Consider the following 23,329-nt stretch of genomic DNA (forward strand, 5'->3'; position numbering starts at 1 on the left):
CCTATTGCGCCGCCAGAACCTCCATCCGTCCGGTCGCGGTGCGGGCCGAAAGCTGCGGCCGGTACATGTCCTCAACGCTTGCGGCCGGATGGTCATAGGTGCCCGGCGTCACGGCGCGCACGACATAGGCGAGCGTGACTTCGCGACCGGCTCCGCTGCTGCGGTCGAGTGCCGCGACGAAGCGGTCGTTGCGGAACTCCGTATGGGTCGCGGTGATCTCGCCGAGCCACTCGAAGTTGCTAAGCTGGGCGCTGTCGACGAGGCTCGGATTGTCGATCTGGAAGCCGGCCGGCAGGAGGTCGGTGACGAGCACGCGCGACGGCCATTCGTTGGTTTCCGTGACCTTCAGCACGACGACGTAGCGTTCGTTCTGCCGAGCCTCCATGACATTGGCCTCGGCGCCATCGAGCGTGTAGTAGGTGCGCTCGATGGTAAAGCCGTCGCCGCCGGCCGAAAGTGGCTGGGCGGGTGCGGCGACCGTGGTGACCACGGCCGAAACCGGATCGGCACCCTGGTTGCGGATCACCACCGGATGGGTGATGAGCGCGTCGCCAGTCATCTGGGCGGCATAGCTGCCGGTCTTCGATGCGCCGTTGACGTCGAGCGCCATGTCCTCGTCGCCATTCTGGATGGCGCGGGCGGCAAGCAGCATCCAGGCCTGTTCCTGGGTGCTGGTATAGGTCTTCTGTTCCCATTCGCGGGAGACCATTTTCGATAGCTCTGGAACGATCGGCGGAACCGGTCGGCTCTCGGCCGCGAGCGCGAGCACCGCCGCGCCGTCACGCAGCGACGAGCCGTAGTCGGAGCGCGACAGGCTGACATTGACGAGACCCGTCGACATGTTCGCCGCGTTGGCAAACGTGTCTTGCGCCCCTTGAGCATCGCCATACAGCGAAAGCGCTGCCGCGATATGGGCCTTGGCGAGCGGCGTCGGGAAGTCGTTGATCAGTGTGTTCGCGTAGTAGCGCAGGTCGTTGATCGCCGCCTTGCGGTTTCGCGCAAGCACGTACAGCGCATAGGCGATCTCGTTGCCGCGATCCTTGGCATTGGTGTCGTAGCTGACGCCGTTCTGCAGGTTTTCCAGTGCCTGAACCATGGCGGCCTCCGGCACGTCGTATTTCTGCTCGCGGGCGCGGGTCAGGAAGTCGGTGACATAGGCGTCGAGCCAGAGGTCGCCGTAGCCCGGCCCCCAGAGGCCGAAGCTGCCCGACGAGGACTGGTTGGAGAGCACGCGGTAGATCGCCTCCTGCACCCGCTTCGTCACGCCCTCGTCATCGGCAAGGCCGGACTGCTTGGCGAGTTCGCTCAAGTAGAGCAGCGGCAGCGCACGGCTGGTCGTTTGCTCCGTGCAGCCATAGGGATAGCGATCGAGGGTCATCAGCAGTGCCGGCATGTCGAAGGCGGCAGAGCGGGTGACGCTGAGGTTGACGGAAGCACCCTGCAGGATGCTGTCTGCCAGCAACTGCCCATCGACCGTCAGGCTGCTTCCGGGCGCGATCGAGACCACCTGCCGCTGTGTCACCGGCAGAGTTGCCGGACGCACGAGCAGATCGAGCGACTGTTCGAGCGAAAGGCCGTTGGCTCCGGTCAGCGCCACGGTGACGACACCGTTGCCGGGATATTGCCCGACCACCGGCAGCGTGATGGAGGAGCGGCCGCCCTGGTCCAGGGTGACCGCGCTGCCCGTTCCCGGTTGTTCGACCGTGGCCTGGCCGCTGGTCGTCACCTGGATCTGGTAGTCGCCGGCCGGGGCGTCGGTATTGGCGATATCGAGCCTCAGCTCCGACCGGTCTCCGGGCGCCAGGAACCGCGGCAGGCTTGCGGTGACGACCACGGGATCGCGGATCACCACGTCGCGGGTGGCGTGGCCGACCCCGGCTTTCGTCCAGGCGACGGCCATCAGGCGCGCCGTGCCGTTGAATTGCGGGATATCGAAGCTGACGGTTGCCTTGCCGTCCCCGTCGAGCTGCACCGGTCCTTCGAAGAAGGCGACCAGCTTTTCCGTGGGCGGGCTGCCCTGGAGCGCGACCTGGCCGCCATCGCCGCCGGTGCGCAGTTTTCCGGTAGCGCCGAGCGAACCGTCAATCAGGCGGCCGTAGAGGTCGCGGATCTCAAGACCAAGCTGCCGCTGGCCGAAATACCAGGCTTCCGGGTTCGGCGGCTCGTAGCGGGCGAGGTTGAGAATGCCGACATCGACGGCGGCAATCGTTACATAGGCTTCTTCGTTTGCGCCGGCACCTGCAACCTGAAGGCTGATGTCGAGCGGCTGGCGCGGCTCCATCTTTTCGGGCGCGTTAAGCGTGACGGCGAGCTTGCGCTCGGCCGGATCGACCGAGAGCCACTTGATGCCGATGGCGCGCATCGGCATGCGGCTTTCCTGGGCGTCACCCGGCCGGTAGAGCGTGGCGGTGACATAGGCGCCGGCGCCCCAGGCGTCGGTCACCGGCAGTTCGACTTCGCCACCTTCAGCCGCAATCGATGCCGTCTCAGTCGTGATCAGGTTCTCGGTGCCGACGGTCACCAGCAGTTCGCCGGCAAAACGCGGCGAGACCTTGAGCTTGGCTGTGTCGCCGACCGCATATTTCTCCTTGTCGAGCGCGATTTCCAGGCCGTCAGGCGTTTCCGTGGAGGTGGCGGCGACATACCAGCCGGCGTCGAATTCGACGCTTGAAGTCGGGCCGTCGACCGCGGCCGTCTCGACTTCCAGACGATAGCGCCCCCAACCGACAGGCACGGAGATATCGCCGCCGTCTTCCGTCAGGTCGACGCTGCCATTGGCCACCTGTTTGGTGGTAACGACGGGCTCGTATTTCCAGGCGCTGCCGTCGCGATACCAGTGATAGTTCCGCTCGACGCTGATCAGCTTCCAGAGGAGCCCCGGCATGGCGATCTTGGCGCCGGCCGGATCGACGGCGATGACGCGGAACTTGCCGACGGAGTTTTCAGCCAACTCACCTTCGAATTCCGGCTTAATGCCGAGCATCGGACCTTCGGCGCGCACTGGCAGTTTCAGCGAGCGCTCGACGGCGCGGCCGCCGGCTTCACGCATGCGGACGGTCACGGTGGCATTAAGCAGCTGCGTGGTCGAGGGCACTTCGTCGATGAGGACGTCGAAGCTGGATTTGCCTTTCTCGTCGAGCGATGAAAGCTCTTCGAGCGGCAGGCGCGTGTCTTCGCTCGCTTCTTCGTCGGCAAGGCCGAACGAGTAGCCCTTGAAGGCCGCGTTTTCGCGCGTCGGCTTGATCGTCACTTCGCCTTCAAGTTCGAGGCCGGCGGCCGGCGCGCCATAGAGATAGCGCCCGTCGACTGCCACGCTTGCCGTCTCACCAACGGCGATTTCCCTGGCGTCGCTGGTGAGATCGAATTCGGTGCGATCCGGCACGAAGTCATCGATCAGAAACTGCTTCTCGCCGATCGCAGGAGACTTCGGGTCGGTGAAGATCTGCATCGTCCAGGTGCCGCGCATGGCGTTTGCCTGGGTGTCGAGATCGAGCGTATGGCCGCCGAGCTTGCCACCGGCACTGGTCATGCGGCGATATTCGACACCATCCGGGCGTAGGAATACGAAAGTGAGCGGCAGGTTCTCGATCGCCATGCCGTCGACGTCACGGGCAAGCGCTGCCGCATGTACCGTTTCGCCGGCACGGTAGATGCCGCGCTCTGTCCAGGCGAGAATGTCGATGGCGCCAGGCGCCGCGCGTCCGGTGACGCCACGGTCGGAAAGGTCGAAGCCGGCGCGGCTCATGTCGAGGAAGACATAGTCGTCCTCGCCCTTCTTGGCCGTGATCACTGCAGGTGTCAGCCCGGCCGTGCCGCGGATCAGGCCAGCCGTGAAGGTTACGCGGCCGTCATCGTCGCTCACTGCCGTGCCGAGGATCTCGTTGTTTTTGGCGACGAGCTGCAGTTCGACGCCTTCGATCGGCTCGGCAGTCGCAAGCGAGCGCACAAAGACGTTCAGCCCGTCGGTGCCGGCATAGGTAGAGATGCCGATATCGGAAACGACGAACCATTGCGTCGCGCGCGCGTCCCATTCCTGGCTGATACCGGTGGTCGGCGCGGCGGTCAGGACATAGACGCCGGGCTTGCGTTGAGGCAGCGCCTCGTCGACCGGGAAGCTTGTGACGACCTCCTTGTTGACGTCACGCTCGATGTCGATCGAGCCCTGCCAGACGAGTTCGCCGATTTCGTCTTCGATGCGCTGGGCGCTGTAGCCGTCGATCTGGGTCAGGAACTGCGAGCTCTGCAGCACCTGGGCGATGCTGCGGTCGCCGACGCGGTAGAGTTTGAGCTTGGCGTTGTCGGTGTTGACGGAGACGATCGGGATGCCGCGGCGCGCGGTCGACGGCAGCACGAAGCTGTCGCCGGTGAAACGCACCATCTGGGCGCGGTCGGCGACATAGATGTCGAGGGTCACGGGCGCTTCGAGCACTTCGTCGACAGTGGAGGGCAGGCCGTTGCGAAGCGTCAGCTTGTAGCGCTCGCCATGCGAGAGGCCCTCGACGCAGATCTGGTCGCCCTTGGCTTCGAGCGCCTTGGGTGCTGTGCCGTTGACGGTGACGAATGAGGCATAGTCGGCGCCGCTCTTCAAGAGCTGCTCGGAAAACTGCACGCAGGCGCGTGGCGTCGCGGCGTCGGAATCGATCGTGTGCTCGACGACGCGGAAGCCCTTCCTCTGCTTGAGATCGAGATAGGCCGCCTCGACCGATTTGGCCTTCACCAGTTCGAGGCTCGCCTTGTAGGCGTTCAGCGAGGCGCGGAAATTCTCGGCGCCTTCGAGCGATTTCGCCATCACGGCAAGCGCATGCGCCCGGCTCTCGGTGGTACGTGTGAGCTCGTAGCCGTTGATCGCGGCGATCGCCGCCTGGATCGAAACGCTGGAATTGTTGGTGATGCGGTTCGCGGTGCGGGCCGCCTCCAGCCAGAGTTCGGCATCATCAGGATTGATCGCCAGCGCGCCCTGGAAGGCCTTCAGGGCATTCTCGATATTGCCCATGCCGGCCTGGCCACGCGCCATGTCGATGAGCGTGTTGACGCCCATGCCCTGCTGGTCGTCGGCAAGCGTCAGATTGGCCTTGGTGTTGCGGGCGTCCTGCAGCAGCTGATCCGACAGGAATTTCAGGCGCGGCGGCGCGCCGATGTCGGCTTGCGTGACCTGCGGCTGCACAACCTTGCCGGCGATCGCGCCGGGGAAGGAATTCAGCTGGTTATAGTCGGACTTGAGGAAGCACCACTTCACCTTGGGATTGTAGGTGAAGGCGCGGCAGGCCTGATCCGCGATGCAGGTCTGCTGGCATTCGTCGAGCGAGACGTTCTGTTCGGTCCTGAGGTCGAAGCCGAAATAGTCGCCGTCCTGGGTGATCTCGACCTGCCGCCCGCTCTCCTGGGCGACGACGGGGCTACCGGCGGCCAAAAGGGACAAAAAGAGGGTGGAAAGGCCGAAAAACGCGCGCACAGACATCAAGTCCTCCCAACGCTGCCGGTCTCGATAGAGGCTTCACTTTTCAGGCTTCCGCCCCGCTTGTCAACTGAAGAGCAGTCGACGCGCGACGCAATTTCAGCGGGAGCGCTCAAGTGAAGGATCAGAAATCGATCCGGAATGAAACACGATAAAACGATATGTAAATCAAACTATTATGACGGTTGGCCAAAGCCGCGGGGAAACCGCGCCGCTAGCCTCGTTGTTCCCGCAGGAAGACGGTCAGCGAGCGACCGGCGTCCAGGATATGGTCGCGCGTCAAGGCTGAGGCCCGTTCGGCGTCGCGCGCCACACAGGCATCCAGGATCGCCTTGTGCTCGCGCCGCGCACGGGCGACGCCCGAGGTCAAGGTCAGTTGCGCCCGCAGGTAGCGGTCGATGCGGTCGAGCGAGGCGCGAACAATCTGGAGATAGTAGGGGCGCCGCGCAGCTTCGTAGAGACTGTAGTGGAAGTTGCGGTTGATTTCGCCCCAGCGGTCGGAATTTTCCTCCTGCTCGAATTCCTCGCAATGCTGGCGTGCAAGATCGAGCGTGCGGCGATCGAGATTGGGCACGGCAAGCCGAATGACCTCCGCCTCGATGAGCGCGCGGAACTCGAAGATTTCCTCGATTTCCTCGATCGAAAGCCCGGCGACGACCGCGCCCTTGTAGCGCTCCGTGGTGATGAGACCGTGTTGCTCCAGCCGCGAAAGCGCCTCGCGCACCGGAATGCGGCTGGTGTTGAACATCTGGGCGATGTGGTCCTGGCGCAGGTTCTCGCCCTCGGCGAGGTCACCTTCAATGATCGCTTTGCGCAAAGCCTCATAGACGATATCGGCGGCTGAGGCGGCTTGCCTGACATCGACGGCGTCGAGTTTCATCCTGTTCAAACCCTGCTGGCCAGGTCTTCGGGCCTGGTGGACTCGGTAACGCGCAAGCGCTGTTTTCTCAACGGTCATAGGTCCAATCAGGGTGTCGGGCAACAGCGTCTGTGTCTGAAGACGGCGCGCTCGGACGCGACCTCGCCCGAAGGGACGGTAAGTATTCGCTTCAAGGCGCTTGACCTTCGTCGCAGTGCCTATTCTTCTAGGCGCCTATCCCTAGGGTTGAAGCTTGCTTGGATGGTTTATGAGTGAGATCCAGAACAAGTCCGTGGCGCTTGTAACGCAGATTGAAGGCGCGCTTGCCGATGCGTCGCCGTCAGATCGGGCTCAGTCATTCCTCGAAAGATCGCTGGACCTCTATTTTGCGCTCGGTGGGTCCCCTGACGCGGCCGTCAAGCTGGTGACGCAGGCGCGCAGCGGCGCGCCGTTGCGGGTAGAATCGGCCGTGGCCAATGTGGTCATCGAACTCGCGGCTGCCAGCCATCTGAGCGACATCGACATGATCCAGGCGGCGTACAATCGTCTAGACGTTGAACTCAAGACGCAACGTTCAAAATAGGACACGCGGACCGGCTACCCTCGGTGTGGAGAACGATCCGGAGCGCTCCGTTTCCCTGATGTCCGAGGGTTTTCGTCGCGCCTGGCGCTCCGCGCGCGAATGCACGTCGACGGAACTTGCCCGCATGTGGATCGCAGTCGTGACGTCCGTGTGTGTAAGTTAGAATTCGACGGATCGCTCTCGGCGAGCGCCGACATCCTCATGCCGCGAGCGCCCTGCCAGGATGCGGTTGCAGCGCCGGCCGGCTTTCGAAGCCGAGCGCGGAATACAAAGTCGAACGCGCTTTAGGTGGGATAATCTCATGCAGGCGGCTCCGAAAGAATCTGGATTGTATATTGGATCCAATTTTTCTATGAGTCGGTTCAGCCGGGCTGGGCGCGATCGCGCTGCTGTCGCCGGCCAATATGGGAGCACCGCTGATGCACGACGCATCGGTGCCGCCCCGGTGGCGCCCGGCCACCACCATGGAAGGAGAAGGGCATGCGCAGCAACAAGGTCGTCCATATCGTTTCCTGTCACGCGGAGGGTGAAGTCGGCGATGTTATCGTCGGTGGCGTTGCGCCGCCGCCGGGCAACACACTCTGGGAACAGCGCCGCTTCATTGCCGAGGACCAGACGCTGCGCAACTTCGTGCTCAACGAGCCGCGCGGCGGCGTCTTCCGCCACATCAACTTGCTGGTGCCGCCGAAGGATCCGCGCGCGACGATGGGCTTCATCATCATGGAGCCCGAGGATACGCCGCCGATGTCCGGCTCGAACTCGATCTGCGTCTCGACAGTATTGCTCGACAGCGGCATCGTGCCGATGCAGGAGCCGGAAACACGCATGGTGCTGGAAGCGCCGGGCGGGCTGGTCAACGTCGTTGCCGAGTGCCGCAACGGCAAGGCCGAGCGCATCACAGTCACCAACGTGCCGTCCTTCGCCGACAAGCTCGATGCCAAGCTCGAGGTCGAAGGGCTGGGCACGCTGACCGTCGATACCGCCTATGGCGGCGACAGCTTCGTCATCATCGATGCCCGCGCCCTTGGTTTCTCGGTGACGCCGGACGAGGCGCGCGAGCTTGCCGAAACCGGCATCAAGATCACCCGCGCGGCCAACGAGCAGCTCGGTTTCACCCATCCGGAAAATCCGGAATGGGATCACATCTCCTTCTGCCAGTTGACGTTGCCGGTCGAGGAAAAGGACGGCGTTCTGCACGGCCGCAACACCGTCGTGATCCAGCCGGCCAAGCTCGATCGCTCGCCAACCGGGACCGGCTGCTCGGCGCGCATGGCGGTACTACATGCCCGCGGCGTGATGAAGGTCGGCCAGCGCTTCAGCGGTCATTCGATCATCGATTCGACGTTCGATTGCCGCATCGTCGGCGAAACGACGGTCGGCGGACGCCCGGCGATCGTGCCTGAGATTTCCGGCCGCGCCTGGATCACCGGTACGCACCAGGTGATGCTCGACCCGGCCGATCCGTGGCCGGCAGGCTATCGCCTTGCCGACACCTGGCCGCGCAAGCGGTAGAGTCCCTGCGTGCGGGCTGCATCTCGTGGCCCGCACGCCCCGCTCAGCGGTGCCGCTCAGTCTTCCTTGATAATGCGTGTGGTGCCGACCCAGAGCTCACGGGCCGGCCCCGCACCGACGTTCCGGGCGCGATGCGGCAGCGAGGCGGGGAAATGCAGCGTGTCGCCGGCCTTCAAGAGATATTCCTTGCCGTCGATCTCGTAGAGCATCTCGCCCTCGATCAGGTAGAGGAAGTCCTCGCCCTCGTGGCTCGTCAGTTCGGAGGCGTATCCCTCAGGCATATGGGTAATGCAGCCATTGAGTGCTGCGCCCGGAAAGCCGCGTTCGATCAGTTCGTAGACGCGCTCCTTGGTCTCGACGTTGTAGCCGGGGCGTTCGCCGGCATGGGAGACCATCGAATGGCCATGCTGCGGCGGCTGCGACAGGAAGGTATCGACGCTGGTGCCGAGCGCGTTGGCGACGTTGTAGAGCGAGATCAGCGAAGGCGTGGAAATCCCGCGTTCGATCTGGCTGATGAAGCCTTCCGTCAGCCCGGCCTCGCGTGCCACGTCCTTCATCGTCTTGCCGATTTCCTTGCGGCGGGCTCTCAGCATCTGCCCGAGCGAGGCGGGCGTCGAGGCTTCGGGGAGGGAGGCGCCTTCCTGTACTTCAGGCGCCTCTTCGATCTTCACGGGCATGATTTTCTTTCCGCTTGACTCACGTCTATCGATGTACTTTAGTCCAGCTAAAGTTGGTTCGGCAAGCCGATCAGATCGCATGCCAGCCAGCTTGAAAAGGGGAACTACAAGAACGTCTTCGCGGCAATCCGTCGGCGGCAAAAAACACGAAGAAAAATTGGATCCAATATCCAAAATGCGTGTTTGGTGCGCGATCGGTGACGGCTGCGGTCAAAAGGAGGAGTAAGATGAAACGTATATTGCCTATCATGCTCGGCGCGACGCTCGGGCTCCTGGCTGCCACCTCGGCATTCGCGATCGAGCGCGGCGGTGCGATGACATTTGCGCGCTATGACGACTCCACCGTCATCGATCCCGTCTACGCGGATCGCAACCCCGATCTCTGGATGGTGACCGGCCTTTACGAAACGCTGCTGCGCAACGGCCCCGATGGCTCGATCGTGCCGGGACTGGCGGAAGCCCATGAGGTTTCGGCCGATGGCAAGACCATCACGCTGACGCTGAGAGGCGGTCTCAAATTCTCCGACGGATCGGACCTCACCGGCGCCGACGTCGTCTTCTCGCTCGATCGCGCCCGCAACGCCGATCTCGGCCCATGGGCCGGCCTGCTCGGCGCCGTCGAGAAGGTTGCTGCCGACGGCAACAGAATCACCGTCTCGCTGAAGAACCCCGACCCTACCATCATCTCGATCCTTGCGACCTTCAATACCGGCATCATGCCGAAGGCGGCCTTCGAGAAAGCGGCCGGCGCGACGGACCAGGAAAAGGCGCGCGCCTTCTTTTCGGCAGGCCCGGTGACATCGGGCCCCTTCGTCATGAAGAGCCACGTGCAGGGCTCGAGCATGAGCTTCGAGCGCAATCCGAACTACTGGCGCCAGGGTGAAGACGGCAAGCCGCTGCCCTATCTCGACCGGGTTGAATTCCTCGTCATTCCCGATGACGCCACCCGTATCCTCAAGCTCCAGGCCGGCGAAGTCGACGCCGCCGAGTTCATTCCCTTCGCCCGCGTCGGCGAACTGGGCGCCGATCCGAACCTGAAGATGGAACTCTTCCCGTCGACCCGCATCGTCTACGCGCCGATCAACACGCGGGAGGCGAAGAAGGATGGCTCGAAGAACCCGCTTGCCGACGTCAAGGTTCGCCAGGCGCTGAACTATGCGACCGATAAGAGCGTGCTGATCAAGCTCGTGACCTTCGATACGGGCAAGCCGATGACCTCGCTGATGTCGGCGGCGACCCAGCTTCATTATGGTCCCGAGCCGCTCTACCCCTATGATCCGGAAAAGGCCAAGCAGCTGCTGTCGGAAGCCGGCCTCAGTGGCGGTTTCGAGGTGAAGCTCACCACGCTTGCTGGCAGCGCCGACGATGCGACGCTGTTTACCGCCCTTCAGCAGATGTGGGCGCCGCTCGGCGTCAACCTCAAGGTCGAGCAGGTCGACAACCCGACCCGTGGCGAGAAGAACCGCTCGGGCGATTTCGACATCCACAGCTATGGCTGGGCGAACGACGTCAACGATCCGGCGCAGGTGACCGGCTGGCTTGGCTACTACAAGCAGCGCCAGGCCGTCGGCACCGGCTGGAACAACCAGGAATTCAATACGCTGTTCGAGGCCTCCAACGTCGAGACCGATCCCGCCAAGCGCAAGGACGAATACAAGCGCATGCAGGAAATCTACGCGGCGGAAGCACCGCTGCTCTTCCTGTTCGAAACGCCGTTCGCGGTTGCCGTTTCGAAGTCGATCGAAGGCTACGTGCAGACGCCACTCGGCGCCAACGACTTCTCGGAAGCCTGGCGCGCCGACTGATAGCGGAACGATCTGAGAGAACCGGGCGGCAGGCCGTCCGGTTTTCCGTTGAAGGTTGGAATCATGCCCTCACTTTCCTATCTCGTGGCCCGGCTGTTGCAGATCATCCCGACGTTCCTGTTGGTGATGATCTTCATCTTCCTGCTCGTGCGCCTCCTGCCGGGCGATCCGGCGATCGCCATGGCCGAAGCCAAGGCGACCGATGCCCAGCTTGAACAGATCCGGCACAATCTCGGTCTCGACCAGCCGCTGCCGATGCAGTTCCTCGTCTTCGTCAAGAACACGCTGACGGGCGATCTCGGCCGTTCGATCATGCTGAAGGCGCCGGTGACGGAGGTCATTCTCAGTCGCCTGCCGACGACCATCTTCCTGGCGCTCTATTCGGTCTTGCTCGCGATCTTGCTCGCCGGGCCGCTTGCTTTCCTTGCGGCATCGCGCGTCAACAGCCCCGTCGATGTTGCCATCCGCGGTGTCTTTCAGGTCGGCCTCTCGATGCCCGTGTTCTATATCGGGTTGCTGCTCCTGACCGTACTTGCCGCGCAGCTGCGCTGGTTTCCGGTCGGCGGCTACGGCAAGAGCTTTCTCGCCAATCTCTACCACCTGATCCTGCCGGCCTTGAGCGTCGCGCTCTATACGTCGGCGATCATCCTGCGCAATCTGCGGGCGTCGCTCATTGAAGTGCTCGACGCCGACTACGTGCAGTTCGCCCGCGCCAAGGGCCTGTCGCCGCGCATCATCATGACCCGGCACGTGCTGCGCAATGCGCTCGTCTCGACGGTGACGCTGCTGGGCCTGTCGATCGGCAACCTGATGAGCGGCACGCTCGTCACCGAGACCGTCTTTGCCATTCCCGGCGTCGGCCGGCTGATGCTGGAGGCGATCTTTGCCCGCGATTATCCGCTGATCCAGGGGCTGACGCTCACCTTCGCCGTGCTCGTCTCCGTCGTCTTCCTCTTGACGGACGTCGTGCAATCCTGGCTCGATCCGAGGCTTCGCCAATCATGAACGCGATCACGCAATCTCATTCGCGGACGCGGGGACGGCTCGCCGCCTTTCTGGCGCGCGCCTTTGCTCGTCCGTCCTTCGTGATCGGCATCGCCATCCTCGGCCTGTCGCTGGCGTTCGCCCTCTTTCCTCAGCTCTTTGCGCCCTACGATCCGCTCGCCTTCGATCTCCAGGCGATTCAGCAGGGGCCGAGCCTGAAGCATCCCTTCGGCACCGACAATTTCGGCCGCGATGTGCTTTCGCGGGTGATCTGGGCCTATCGCGTCGACATGCAGATGGCCTTCTTCGCGACGATCTTCGCGCTCCTGATCGGGCTCACCGTCGGTGCCTTCGTCGGCTATTACGGCGGCATTGCCGACGTCATCTTCGGCCGCTGCGTCGATGCGATCATCACCTTTCCCTTCCTGGTGCTGGTGATTGCGATCGTCGCCGTGCTCGGCCCCGGCCTCGTCAACATGTATGTGGCGATCACCGCGGTGAACTGGGTCTATTACGCCCGGCTGACCCGGGCCGAAATCATGGCGCAGAAGGCCAACGACTATGCCGCCGCCGGCCGGGTGCTCGGTTACTCCGATCGCCGCATCATCTTCCGCCACCTGCTGCCGAATGCGATCTCGCCGATCCTCGTCTACTGGATGACCGACATGGCGCTCGCGATCCTGCTCGGCTCGTCGCTCGGTTATCTCGGCCTTGGCGCACAGCCGCCGGCTGCCGAATGGGGCGTTCTGATCGCCGAAGGCCGCAACTTCCTGATGACGGCCTGGTGGATGAGCCTGATGCCGGGCATCGCCATCGTCTTGACCGGGCTCGGCTTCAGCCTCGTCGGCGATGCGCTTGCCGACCTACTTCGACCGAAAGGGCGCTGAGATGGAAAGCACAGAAAAAGCGGTCGTGCTCGACGTCCGGCACCTTCGGACCGAGTTCGGCCCGCGCGAACGGCCGCTGGTCGCGGTCGACGACGTCTCGTTTCAGGTGGGGCAGGGTGAAATCCTTGGGCTCGTCGGCGAATCCGGCTCGGGCAAGAGCATCACGCTGCGTTCGATCCTCGGCATCATTAGGCCGCGCGGCCATGTCGCCGGCGAAATCCTCTGGAACGGCCAGGATCTCGTTTTGCTCGACGAGGCGCGGCTTCGCCGCATCCGCGGCCGCGAGATCGCGATGATCTTCCAGGAGCCGATGTCGTCGCTCAATCCGCTGCTCACGGTCGGCCTGCAAATCCAGGAAAATCTAGTGGCCCATACGGATCTCGATGCCAAAGCGCGGAAGGCTCGGGCAATCGAATTGCTCGATCTCGTCGGCATCCCCGGAGCGCGCAACCGTCTCGACGATTTCCCGCACGAGTTCTCCGGCGGTATGCGCCAGCGGGTGATGATCGCGATCGCGCTTGCGTCCAATCCGAAACTGCTTTTGGCGGACGAGCCGACGACCGCGCTCGACGTCACCATCCAGGACCAGATCCTCAGGCTCATCCAGGCGCTCAGCCGCGACCTCGGCATGGCGGTGATCCTCGTCACCCACGACATGGGCGTCGTTGCCGAAACCTGCGATCGCGTGGCCGTCATGTATGGTGGCAGGCTTTGCGAAGTCGGTACGACGACGGATGTGATCGCCGATGCGCGCCATCCCTATTCCCTGGGGTTGCTGCGCTCGATCCCGCGCGACGTCGCGCCGCGAACCCCGCTCTATTCGATCCCCGGCGCTCCGCCGGCGTTGAACGCGCTTCCGCCCGGCTGCGCCTTCAGCGCCCGCTGTCCGGTCGCAGGACGCGAATGTCCCGACGTGCGGCCTGCACTCGAAGCAATCGGTTCGTCGCGGCTGGTCGGCTGCCATCATCTTGAGGATGCCCTAGCGCATTTCGGACCGCGGGAGGCGGCGCAATGACCAGCACTCCGGTTCACGCAAGTACGACGCCCTTGCTCTCGCTGCGCGCCCTGTCGATCCAGTTCGAGAAGCGACGCTCGCTGTCCGACACGCTTGCGCGGCGCCCGCAACAGGTCGTCTCGGCGGTCAACGGCATCGACCTCGACGTGATGCCCGGCGAAACGCTCGGGATCGTCGGCGAATCCGGCTGCGGCAAGTCCACGCTCGCGCGCCTGATTGCCGGCCTGCACCGGCCGACATCAGGCGATATCCTCTTCGAGGGGGAAAGTGTCGTCGGTCTCAAGGGGGCGCGGCGACGGGCCTATAACCGGCGGGTCCAGATGATGTTCCAGGACCCCTATACCTCGCTCAATCCCCGCATGACCGTGCGCGATACCCTTCGGGAGGCGATCACGGTGCATCGCATGAGCGAGGGGGCTGAGGTCGACCGGAGGGTCGACGAGTTGCTGGATCTGGTGCGGTTGCCCGAAGGCGCCGCCGACAAGTATCCGCACGAATTCTCGGGCGGCCAGCGTCAGCGCATCGGCATTGCGCGGGCGCTGTCGCTGGAGCCGACCTGCCTCGTCGCCGACGAACTCGTCTCGGCGCTCGACGTTTCGGTCCAGGCCCAGGTCGTCAATCTCTTGATCGAGCTTCAGGACGAGCTGGGCCTGACGGTGCTGTTCGTCGCGCATGATCTTCGGCTCGTGCGCCACGTCTCACATCGCGTTGCGGTCATTTATCTCGGCGCCATTGTCGAGATCGGCCCGTCGGAGGCGCTGTTTTCAAAGCCGATGCATCCCTATTCCAAGGGCTTGTTGGCGGCAGCACCTTCGCTCGATCCGGGTGCCCGGCGTCGCGCCCCGGCGCTGTCGGGTGAACTGCCGAGCCCGCTCGCCATCCCGCCCGGCTGCCCCTTCCACGTGCGCTGCCCGCACGCGACCGAACGCTGCCGCCGCGAAAAGCCGGCGCTGCGCCCGGTCGGATCGGGCATGACCGCCTGCCATTTTGCCGAGACCATCGGCGACGCCTGAAACTCTACTCGATAGGAAAGACATCATGGATACGAGAGCAAGGCCGGACGTCTCCGGCCGCATCGGCGCGCTGCGGCGCAAGCTTGCGGAAACCGGGCTCGACGGCTACGTCGTGCCGCGCTTCGACGAACATCAGGGCGAGTATTGCGCGCCGCATGACCATCGCCTGGCTTTCGTCAGCGGGTTCACCGGCTCGGCCGGCGTGGCGATCGTCATGCGCGATCGTGCAGCGATCTTCGTTGATGGCCGCTACCAGGTGCAGGTGCGTGACGAAGTGGACCTTGGCACCTTCGCGATCGAACACTTCTATGATGCGCCGCTCAAGGATTGGCTGAAGAACAACCTGCGCAAGGGCGAACGTGTCGGTTTCAACGCCATGCTTTTGCCATCCACCTGGGATGCGGATTGCAGCCGTTCGGTCGAGCTGGCTGGCGGCCTCTGGTCGCCTGTCGACGAGGACCTCGTCGATGCGATCTGGACCGACCAGCCGGAAAAGCCGCTCGGCAAGATCATGGCCTTTCCGGTCGCCAATGCCGGCGAAAGCGTTGCCGAGAAGAAGCGTCGCATCGCCGCCATGCTGGCGGAGCAGGGGGCGGACCTGCTGATCGAGGCACAGCCGGACAACATCGCCTGGTTCCTCAATGTCCGGGGCCGTGACGTCGCCTTCAATCCGATGCCGCAATCCTTCCTGATCTTCGACCGCGCCGGGCAAACGGAATGGCTGGTCGATCATCGCAAGCTGCCGAACGACCTCTCCGACTTCGAACTGGACGATGTCACTATCGCCGAGCCCGGCCAGTTGCTCGACCGCGTCAAGGCGATGGCGGCGGGGCGCACGGCGCTGATCGATCCGGGCTTCGCCCCGTCGGCGACGGCCCATGCCACGCGGGCTGCCGCCGGTAGGGTGCAGCTTGCCAGAAGCCCGATTACTTTCGCCAAGATGCACAAGAACGAAACGGAGCTTGCCGGCTTCCGTGATTGCCATCGGCTCGATGGTGCGGCCTGGGTTCGCTTCTTCGCCTGGCTCGAACGGCACGCCGCCGAGCGGGACGCGAGCGGCAGACCCGTGACGGAACTGGAAGCGGAGGAGCGCATCCTCGGTTTCCGGCAGATGGCCGAGAGCTTCGTCGAGCCGAGCTTCCGTTCGATTTCGGCGGCCGACGGTCATGCCGCGATGTGCCACTATGCGGCCACCGAGGCGAGCAATGGGCTGATCCGTCACGGCGGCGTCTATCTGCTCGATTCCGGCGGGCAGTATCTGACCGGCACCACCGACGCGACGCGCACGACGGCGATCGGCCCGGTCAGCGAGGAGATCCGGCGCGCCTATACGGCAGTGCTCAAGGGGCTGATCTCCCTGGCGTCGCTGAAATTCCCGAGGGGAAGTTTCGGCCACCAGCTCGATGCCTTTGCCCGCCGCCCGCTCTGGGACCTCGGGCTGGATTACGACCACGGCACCGGCCACGGCGTTGGCCACTTCCTGTCGGTCCACGAACAGCCGCAGCGCTTCGATCGCCGCGTCAACGAGATCGAGCTGAAGCCGGGCATGGTGACGACGATCGAGCCGGGTTACTACAAGGCCGGCGCCTACGGCATCCGCATCGAGAACCAGGTGGAGGTGGTGGACGATGGCGACGGGTTCCTCAGCTTCCGCAGCCTGACCCTGGTGCCGATCGACTTGCGGCTGGCCGATCTCGATCTGCTGACGACCACGGAGCGGACATGGCTCGATGGCTACCATCGCCGCGTCGCGCAGGAGCTGGACGATCTGCTCGATGAGGAAGTCGTGGGTTGGTTGGCCGAGCGCACGGCGCCGATCGGAACCTGAGGTTCCCGGCAGCCCTTCTGCGCTTGTGAAGGACGGCAATGGAACGGCGGGCGATGGGTCCGCCGTTCTTCGTTCTGAGAATGCTGCGCGCCGGCAGTCGGCGTGCGCTGCCTTCTCATCCAATGTGACTCCTCTTGCTTGCACGATGCGGATTGTGATATTTCTCACAGAGATTGTTACGGGGGGCCTATGTGGCTCCGGAACGCTCCTGCACGGAAGAGACCATGGTCAGCCGCAAGACAGCCCGCATCATTCAACTGGCCGACGCGCTTTCCGGGCGCCGCGTCCTTCACCTGCGTGATGCCGCCGCCCTGCTTGGCGTTTCGGAAATGACGGTTCGGCGCGATGTCGCCGACAACCCCGGTCAGTTCGCCTTTCTCGGCGGACATATCGTGCCGGCCTCAGAGGTCGAAGGCGATGCGCCCTATGAGTTGGCACGCGAGGCCGACAGCCATGCGGCTGCCAAGCGCGACGCCTGCGTGCATGCGGCCCGCCACATTCGCCCGGACGAGACGATCTTCGTCGATTGCGGTACCACGCTCGAATATCTCGTCGATCTCATCCCAGAAAATTATTCAATAACGGCAGTCTGTTACTCGCTGAACGTGGCGCAGAAACTGACGCACAAGCCCAATGTCCGCATCGTCATGCTTGGCGGTGTCTATCATTCCTCATCGGCATCCTTTTCCGGCAATTCCGGCCTGGAGACGCTCGATTTGCTCGGCATCAATGTTGCTTTCCTGTCGGCCGCAGGCGTCGATCCGGCCCGTGGCGCAACCTGTGTCCATTTCCACGAAGTGTCGGTGAAGCAGAAGGTCATTTCGCTGGCGCGTGAGAGCCATCTGGTTGTCGATCTCAGCAAGATCGGCAAGCTGAAGCCGGCTTTTTTCGCGCCAATCGGCGTTTTTCGCTCTATCATTACCGAAGAGGGCGAAACACAGCTTCCCGGCCCGTGATGTCGGTCGTTGCGGACGTGTTAAGAAATCATCAAAAGCTGTAGGTCTTGCTTGACTCTGCTGATTGTTGATGGAATAGTCACAAAAATTCGATAGAAAAATAACAAAATGAAATCTCGGCGGCCAGCCCGAGTGAGGTTGGGTCGTGACGGGAGTTCAAGGAGTCATCGCTTGGAAGACCTTGCTGTGAAAACTGGCGCGCCGAAGGCCGCGCATTCGCCGCCGGCGGGCCACAACTGGCCGCGCAACAACGGCATCGATCTCGATCTCGGCTGGGTGCTGGATCAGCGCGTCAACCTGTCGGCCGCCGAGCGCCGCGTCGCGACGCTGCCGGGCCGCCGCACGGTGAAGAAGGACGCACAGGCGGCCTGGCTCTTGAAGGCCGTCACCTGCATCGACCTCACGACGCTCAATGGCGACGACACGACCGAGCGCGTCAAGCGCCTCTGCGCCAAGGCACGCCAACCGGTGCGCCAGGATATTCTCGATGCGCTCGGCATGGGCGGTCGCGGCATCACGACGGGTGCGGTCTGCGTCTATCATCGCTTCGTTTCGACCGCCGTCGAAGCCCTTGATGGCTCCGGCATCCCGGTTGCGGCCGTATCCACCGGATTTCCGGCCGGCCTCATTCCGCATGACGTCAAGCTGCGCGAGATCGAAGCTTCGGTCGCCGATGGCGCCAAGGAAATCGACATCGTCATCACCCGCGAGCATGTGCTCACCGGCAACTGGCAGGCGCTCTACGACGAGATGCGCGACTTCCGCGCGGCCTGCGGTGACGCCCATGTGAAGGCGATCCTGGCGACGGGCGACCTGAAGACGCTGCGCAATGTCGCGCGCGCCTCGCTCGTCTGCATGATGGCGGGTGCGGATTTCATCAAGACCTCGACCGGCAAGGAAGGCGTCAATGCCACCCTGCTGGTGACGCTCGTCATGCTGCGCATGATCCGCGCCTATCAGGAGCAAACCGGCCTCAAGGTCGGCTACAAGCCAGCCGGCGGTATCTCGGCGGCCAAGGACATCCTGAACTACCAGTTCCTGATGAAGGACGAGCTTGGTCGCGAATGGCTCGAACCGGATCTCTTCCGCATCGGCGCATCGAGCCTGCTCGCCGACATTGAGCGCCAGCTCGAGCATCACGTGACCGGCGCCTACTCGGCCCTCAACCGACACCCGATTGGATGATCCCGATGACTGTCGCAAGGTATTTTGACGAAATGTCCTATGGTCCAGCACCCGAAGCCGACACGGAAGCCCGCCAGTGGCTGGCCCGTCACAAGGGTGAATTCGGCCACTTCATCAACGGCGCCTTCGTTGCTTCCGCTTCGGGCAAGACCTTCGAGACGAACGAGCCGGCCACCGGCAAGCTGCTCGCAAAGGTCGCGCTCGGCGGCACCAAGGATGTCGACGATGCGGTGGCAGCCGCCCGCAAGGCGCAAGGCGCCTGGGCGAAGCTGCCGGGTCATGCGCGTGCGCGCCATCTCTATGCGCTCGCCCGTATGATCCAGCGCCATGCGCGCCTGATCGCCGTGGTCGAGGCGATCGACAACGGCAAGCCGATCCGCGAAACTCGCGACATCGACGTTCCGCTTGCCGCCCGCCATTTCTATCACCATGCCGGCTGGGCGCAGCTGCAGGAAGCCGAGTTTGCGGATCAGGTTCCGGTCGGTGTCGTCGGCCAGGTCATTCCCTGGAACTTCCCGTTCCTGATGCTTGCCTGGAAGGTGGCGCCCGCTCTGGCGCTCGGCAACACGGTCATCCTGAAGCCGGCCGAGTTCACGCCGCTGACGGCGCTGCTCTTTGCCGAGCTCGCGTCCGCCGCGGGGCTGCCTGCCGGCGTGCTCAACGTCGTGACCGGCGAAGGCGAGACCGGCGCGCTGATCGTCGAGCACGCGGATATCGACAAGATCGCCTTTACCGGCTCGACCGAAGTCGGGCGCCTGATCCGCGAGCGCACCGCCGGGACCGGCAAGTCGCTAACGCTGGAACTCGGCGGCAAGTCGCCCTTCATCGTCTTTGACGATGCCGACATCGACGGTGCCGTCGAAGGCGTGGTCGACGCGATCTGGTTCAATCAGGGCCAGGTCTGCTGCGCCGGCTCGCGCATCCTCGTGCAGGAAGGTGTTGCGCCGCTGTTCTACGAGCGGCTGAAGCGCCGCATGCAGACGCTGCGCGTCGGCCACCCGCTCGACAAGGCGATCGACATGGCGGCAATCGTCGCGCCGGTGCAGTTGCAGCGGATCGAAAACCTGGTCGCCAAGGGCGTTGCCGAAGGCGCGGCCCTGCATCAACCGCAGATCGAACTGCCGAAGGGCGGCAGCTTCTATCCGCCGACACTTTTGACCGGCGTGCAGCCGACCTCGATCGCCGCCACCGAGGAGATCTTCGGCCCGGTCGCCGTCTCGATGACCTTCCGCACCCCGGACGAGGCGATCCAGCTTGCCAATCACACGCGCTATGGCCTTGCCGCCAGCGTCTGGAGCGAGACGATCGGCCTGGCGTTGCATGTCGCGGCGAAGCTCGCCGCCGGCGTCGTCTGGGTCAATGCCACCAACCTCTTCGATGCGTCGGCCGGCTTCGGCGGCAAGCGCGAGTCCGGCTTCGGCCGCGAGGGCGGCCGCGAAGGCTGCTACGAATATCTGAAGCCGAAGGCTTGGCTCGGCCGCAAGCCGCGTCCCGCCGTTGCCGAGCCGGCACTGAAACCCGTTGCCGGCGATTTCGCCATGCCTGATGTCGACCGCACCGCCAAGCTGTTCATCGGCGGCAAGCAGGCGCGGCCGGACGGCAACTATAACCGCAACGTGCTTTCGCCCAAGGGCAAGGTGCTCGGCGAGGTCGGCGAGGGTAACCGCAAGGACATCCGCAACGCCGTCGTCGCGGCGCAAGCGGCCTCCGCCTGGTCTGCGGCAACGACCCATAACCGCGCGCAGATTCTCTACTACATCGCCGAGAACTTGAGCGGCCGCGCCGACGAGTTCGCCGATCGCATCGTCGACATGACGGGTGCGTCTGCGGCCACCGCCAAGGCCGAAGTGGAGGCTTCGATCGGGCGCCTCTTCACCTATGGCGCCTGGGTGGACAAGTACGAAGGCGCGATCCACCAGCCGCCGCTTCGCGGCGTCGCACTCGCGATACCCGAGGCGATCGGTGTCGTCGGCGTGGTCTGCCCGCCGGAAGCGCCGCTGCTCGGCATGATCAGCCTGGTCGCGCCGCTGATTGCCACCGGCAACCGCGTCGTCGTCGTGCCGAGCGAGCCGCATCCGCTGGCGGCGACGGATTTCTACACGGTGCTGGAAACGTCCGACGTTCCGGCCGGCGTCGTCAACATCGTCACCGGTTCGGCGATCGAACTGGCAAAGACGCTGGCAAGCCACAATGATGTTGACGCGCTCTGGGCATTCGGCTCGCCGGAGCTTTCGACCCTGGTCGAAAAACTCTCGGTCGGCAACCTGAAGCGCACTTTTGTCGATTATGGCAAGGCGACGAACTGGCTGGACCGCGAGGCGGCAGAGGGCCCCGCCTATCTGCGTCGCGCGACGGATGTCAAGAATATCTGGATCCCCTACGGCGAGTAGAGGATCCTCCTCGCGGGCCGGAGGGAGCCGGCTCGCGGGCACCTGTGCGGCGTGGGAAGGCGGCTTCCCCTTGCGCACGAGAGGAAGATTTGCGCCGGGCATGGCCGCCGGCGCCGGAGGAGGAATGCATGCTCAAGAATATCGATCCCGCCCTCAATGCCGACGTGCTGCATGCACTTCGCGCGATGGGGCATGGCGACACGCTGGCGATCGTCGATACGAACTTTCCAGCCGATGCCGTCGCGCGTAAATCCGTGATCGGCAAGCTGCTGCGGATCGACAATGTGTCCGCGGCTCGGGCGATGGAGGCGGTTCTCTCCGTTCTGCCGCTCGATACCCCGCTGCAGCCTTCGGTCGGCCGGATGGAAGTGATGGGCGCGCCGGATGAACTTCCGGTCGTCCAGCGCGAGGTTCAGGCAGTGGTGGACAGGGCCGAGGGCAAGTCGGCGCCGCTTTACGGCATCGAGCGTTTTGCCTTTTACGAGGAAGCGAAAAAGACCTACTGCGTCATCGTTACCGGCGAAACCCGGTTTTATGGCTGCTTCCTTCTCACCAAGGGTGTCATTCCACCCGCAGCGTGACGCCTTCGGCGCGGCCGCGCCGAGCCTCTTTTCAACCAACGACATTCGGTTGCGTCCGTTGCGCGGCCGCAGATATTTCTTGAGGAAGTGCAGACGATGAAGGCTGGCGTTTCGATACTTGGGATCTTCGTTGCGGATACGGCCTATCTGGCACGCCGGATGCCTGCGGTCGGTGAAACAATCATCGGCAGCGGGTTCTCCGTCGGCCCCGGTGGCAAGGGGTCGAACCAGGCGGTGGCTGTCGCGCGCGCCGGCAGTCCGGTGACCTTCATCTCACGGCTCGGGCGAGACACATTCGGCGACATGGCGCTGCGCACCTCCGAGGACGCCGGTGTCACGACGAAAATCGTGATGATGGACGACCTTCCGACCGGTGCCGCCTTCATCTATGTCAACGACCAGAACGGCGAGAACGCCATCATCGTTTATCCGGGTGCCGCCGGTGCGATCGACGTCGGCGATGTCGAGGCGGCGCGCGAAACCATCGAGACGTCGCGCGTGTTCGTCACTCAGTTGGAGCAGCCGGCGGCAGCCGCCCAGCGCGCGCTTGAAATCGCCCGTGCTGCCGGTGTCGTGACGGTCTTCAATCCGGCGCCTGCGGAGCCGTTTCCGGATGCGATCTATCCGCTCACAGACTATATCGTGCCGAACGAGACCGAGGCTGCGGCCATCGTCGGCTTTGCGCTCAATTCGATCGACGATGCACGACGTGCCGGGGATGCGCTTCTTGCCAAGGGTGCAGGCGCCGCGCTGATCACGCTCGGCGCGCGCGGCGTGCTCTATCACAATCATGATCAGTCGGTGCTGGTGCCAGCAATGGCGCCGGGACCGGTGATCGATACGACCGGAGCGGGGGACGCCTTCGTCGGTGGCTTCTCCGCAGCACTGGCGCGGGGTCTTGTGCCGGTCGAGGCGGTGCGGTTTGGCTGCGCGACGGCGGGCATTGCGGTCACGCGCCGCGGCACGGCGCCTGCCATGCCGACGCTTGCGGAGATCGAGGCGTTCCTGGCAAGGGGCGAGGCCGCCCGCTGATCGCGGACGGCCCTGGAGAGTTTGGCTTACTTCTTCTCGGCGCGCGCGGCGGCGAGGAAGGCGAGCTTTGCCGGCATTTCCAGGTGCTTGGAAAGCGCGACGCGCTCCGGCGTGTAGTGATGCTCGACGTCAAGGCAGTTGACCGTGCCGAGCAGTTCGCCGCCGACGACAACCGGAATGTTGGCGACCGAGCCACAGCCGAGCGACCAGATGGTTTCGTGATCGCCGAAGACCTTGGAAATGTCGACGATGGTGTTGGCGACGAAGGTCTGGTGCGCCTTGTGCACGATGTCGAACCAGCTGTCGTAGCGGATCGGCTTGGTGCCGGAAGTCGGGTATTCCTCGGGATGCGAGGTATAGGCCCGGCGGGCGACTTCGTTGACCATGTCGACCGTCATGATGGTGAAGAGCTTGGCGCCGATCACCTGGCGGCAAAGGGTCTGCAATGCGGTCCATACCGCATCGGCATCGGTGGTCTTGGCAATTGCCGCGTCGAATTCCGCCAGCGCGGCAGCGATCTGTTCACTGTTCATGCTATGTCCTTGGAGTTGCTCGATATTTAGAGCG

At 64.0% G+C, this 23,329-nt stretch carries 17 protein-coding genes; 13 read left to right on the forward strand and 4 right to left on the reverse strand.

Features of this window, described 5'->3' with window-relative positions; translation table 11 throughout:
* Position 1 precedes the first annotated feature (1 nt).
* Positions 2-5,452 carry an alpha-2-macroglobulin family protein gene (locus C1A35_RS15625; RefSeq protein ID WP_104665372.1) on the reverse strand — a complete coding sequence of 1,817 codons (5,451 nt, stop codon included), beginning with the start codon at positions 5,450-5,452 and terminating at the stop codon, positions 2-4.
* A gap of 217 nt (positions 5,453-5,669) precedes the next feature.
* Complete coding sequence (locus C1A35_RS15630; protein ID WP_104665208.1) at positions 5,670-6,335, reverse strand: GntR family transcriptional regulator; 666 nt, start codon at positions 6,333-6,335, stop codon at positions 5,670-5,672.
* Between the two features lie 247 nt (positions 6,336-6,582).
* On the opposite strand from C1A35_RS15630, the gene C1A35_RS15635 reads away from it, so the two are divergent.
* Together C1A35_RS15635 and C1A35_RS15640 are read left to right on the forward strand one after the other, a co-directional pair.
* Entirely contained in the window at positions 6,583-6,897 is a 315-nt protein-coding gene (locus C1A35_RS15635; RefSeq protein WP_104665209.1) for a hypothetical protein, read from the forward strand.
* Between the two features lie 480 nt (positions 6,898-7,377).
* Complete coding sequence (locus tag C1A35_RS15640; RefSeq protein ID WP_104665210.1) at positions 7,378-8,409, forward strand: trans-3-hydroxy-L-proline dehydratase; 1,032 nt, start codon at positions 7,378-7,380, stop codon at positions 8,407-8,409.
* Positions 8,410-8,465: 56 nt separating this feature from the next.
* On the opposite strand, the gene C1A35_RS15645 is transcribed toward C1A35_RS15640, so the two are convergent.
* Positions 8,466-9,086, reverse strand: coding sequence for a helix-turn-helix domain-containing protein (locus C1A35_RS15645; protein ID WP_158665084.1), 621 nt, complete (start codon positions 9,084-9,086; stop codon positions 8,466-8,468).
* Between the two features lie 227 nt (positions 9,087-9,313).
* Here C1A35_RS15645 and C1A35_RS15650 point away from each other — a divergent pair, with 227 nt between their 5' ends.
* The 11 genes from C1A35_RS15650 to C1A35_RS15700 all read left to right on the forward strand — a co-directional run bounded on the left by C1A35_RS15650 (position 9,314) and on the right by C1A35_RS15700 (position 22,762).
* On the forward strand, positions 9,314-10,891 hold the full coding sequence (locus C1A35_RS15650; protein WP_104665212.1) for an ABC transporter substrate-binding protein: 1,578 nt from the start codon (positions 9,314-9,316) through the stop codon (positions 10,889-10,891).
* Between the two features lie 63 nt (positions 10,892-10,954).
* A complete protein-coding gene (locus C1A35_RS15655) occupies positions 10,955-11,896 on the forward strand; it encodes an ABC transporter permease (protein WP_104665213.1) in 942 nt (313 codons plus the stop codon).
* A complete protein-coding gene (locus C1A35_RS15660) occupies positions 11,893-12,762 on the forward strand; it encodes an ABC transporter permease (RefSeq protein WP_104665214.1) in 870 nt (289 codons plus the stop codon). Before C1A35_RS15655 ends, C1A35_RS15660 begins: the two co-directional genes overlap by 4 nt.
* A 1-nt stretch (position 12,763) precedes the next feature.
* Positions 12,764-13,777: an ABC transporter ATP-binding protein gene (locus C1A35_RS15665; protein ID WP_234822878.1), complete on the forward strand. Its 1,014-nt coding sequence runs from the start codon at positions 12,764-12,766 to the stop codon at positions 13,775-13,777.
* Positions 13,774-14,790, forward strand: a complete 1,017-nt coding sequence (locus tag C1A35_RS15670; RefSeq protein WP_104665216.1) for an ABC transporter ATP-binding protein — start codon at positions 13,774-13,776, stop codon at positions 14,788-14,790. Before C1A35_RS15665 ends, C1A35_RS15670 begins: the two co-directional genes overlap by 4 nt.
* A gap of 25 nt (positions 14,791-14,815) precedes the next feature.
* Positions 14,816-16,618 carry an aminopeptidase P family protein gene (locus tag C1A35_RS15675; protein ID WP_104665217.1) on the forward strand — a complete coding sequence of 601 codons (1,803 nt, stop codon included), beginning with the start codon at positions 14,816-14,818 and terminating at the stop codon, positions 16,616-16,618.
* Positions 16,619-16,842: 224 nt separating this feature from the next.
* A complete protein-coding gene (locus C1A35_RS15680; protein ID WP_104665218.1) occupies positions 16,843-17,574 on the forward strand; it encodes a DeoR family transcriptional regulator in 732 nt (243 codons plus the stop codon).
* A gap of 171 nt (positions 17,575-17,745) precedes the next feature.
* Positions 17,746-18,759, forward strand: coding sequence for a deoxyribose-phosphate aldolase (deoC, locus tag C1A35_RS15685; RefSeq protein WP_104665219.1), 1,014 nt, complete (start codon positions 17,746-17,748; stop codon positions 18,757-18,759).
* A gap of 5 nt (positions 18,760-18,764) precedes the next feature.
* Positions 18,765-21,149 carry an aldehyde dehydrogenase family protein gene (locus C1A35_RS15690; protein ID WP_104665220.1) on the forward strand — a complete coding sequence of 795 codons (2,385 nt, stop codon included), beginning with the start codon at positions 18,765-18,767 and terminating at the stop codon, positions 21,147-21,149.
* Positions 21,150-21,277: 128 nt separating this feature from the next.
* Complete coding sequence (locus C1A35_RS15695; RefSeq protein WP_104665221.1) at positions 21,278-21,730, forward strand: RbsD/FucU family protein; 453 nt, start codon at positions 21,278-21,280, stop codon at positions 21,728-21,730.
* 96 nt (positions 21,731-21,826) lie between these two features.
* Positions 21,827-22,762, forward strand: a complete 936-nt coding sequence (locus C1A35_RS15700; RefSeq protein ID WP_104665222.1) for a ribokinase — start codon at positions 21,827-21,829, stop codon at positions 22,760-22,762.
* Between the two features lie 26 nt (positions 22,763-22,788).
* Here C1A35_RS15700 and C1A35_RS15705 read toward each other — a convergent pair whose 3' ends face one another.
* Positions 22,789-23,295 carry a GAF domain-containing protein gene (locus C1A35_RS15705; RefSeq protein ID WP_104665223.1) on the reverse strand — a complete coding sequence of 169 codons (507 nt, stop codon included), beginning with the start codon at positions 23,293-23,295 and terminating at the stop codon, positions 22,789-22,791.
* Between the last annotated feature and the right edge of the window lie 34 nt (positions 23,296-23,329).

It is taken from the genome of Ensifer adhaerens, assembly GCF_002940685.1.
GTDB classification, from domain to species: domain Bacteria; phylum Pseudomonadota; class Alphaproteobacteria; order Rhizobiales; family Rhizobiaceae; genus Ensifer; species Ensifer adhaerens_E.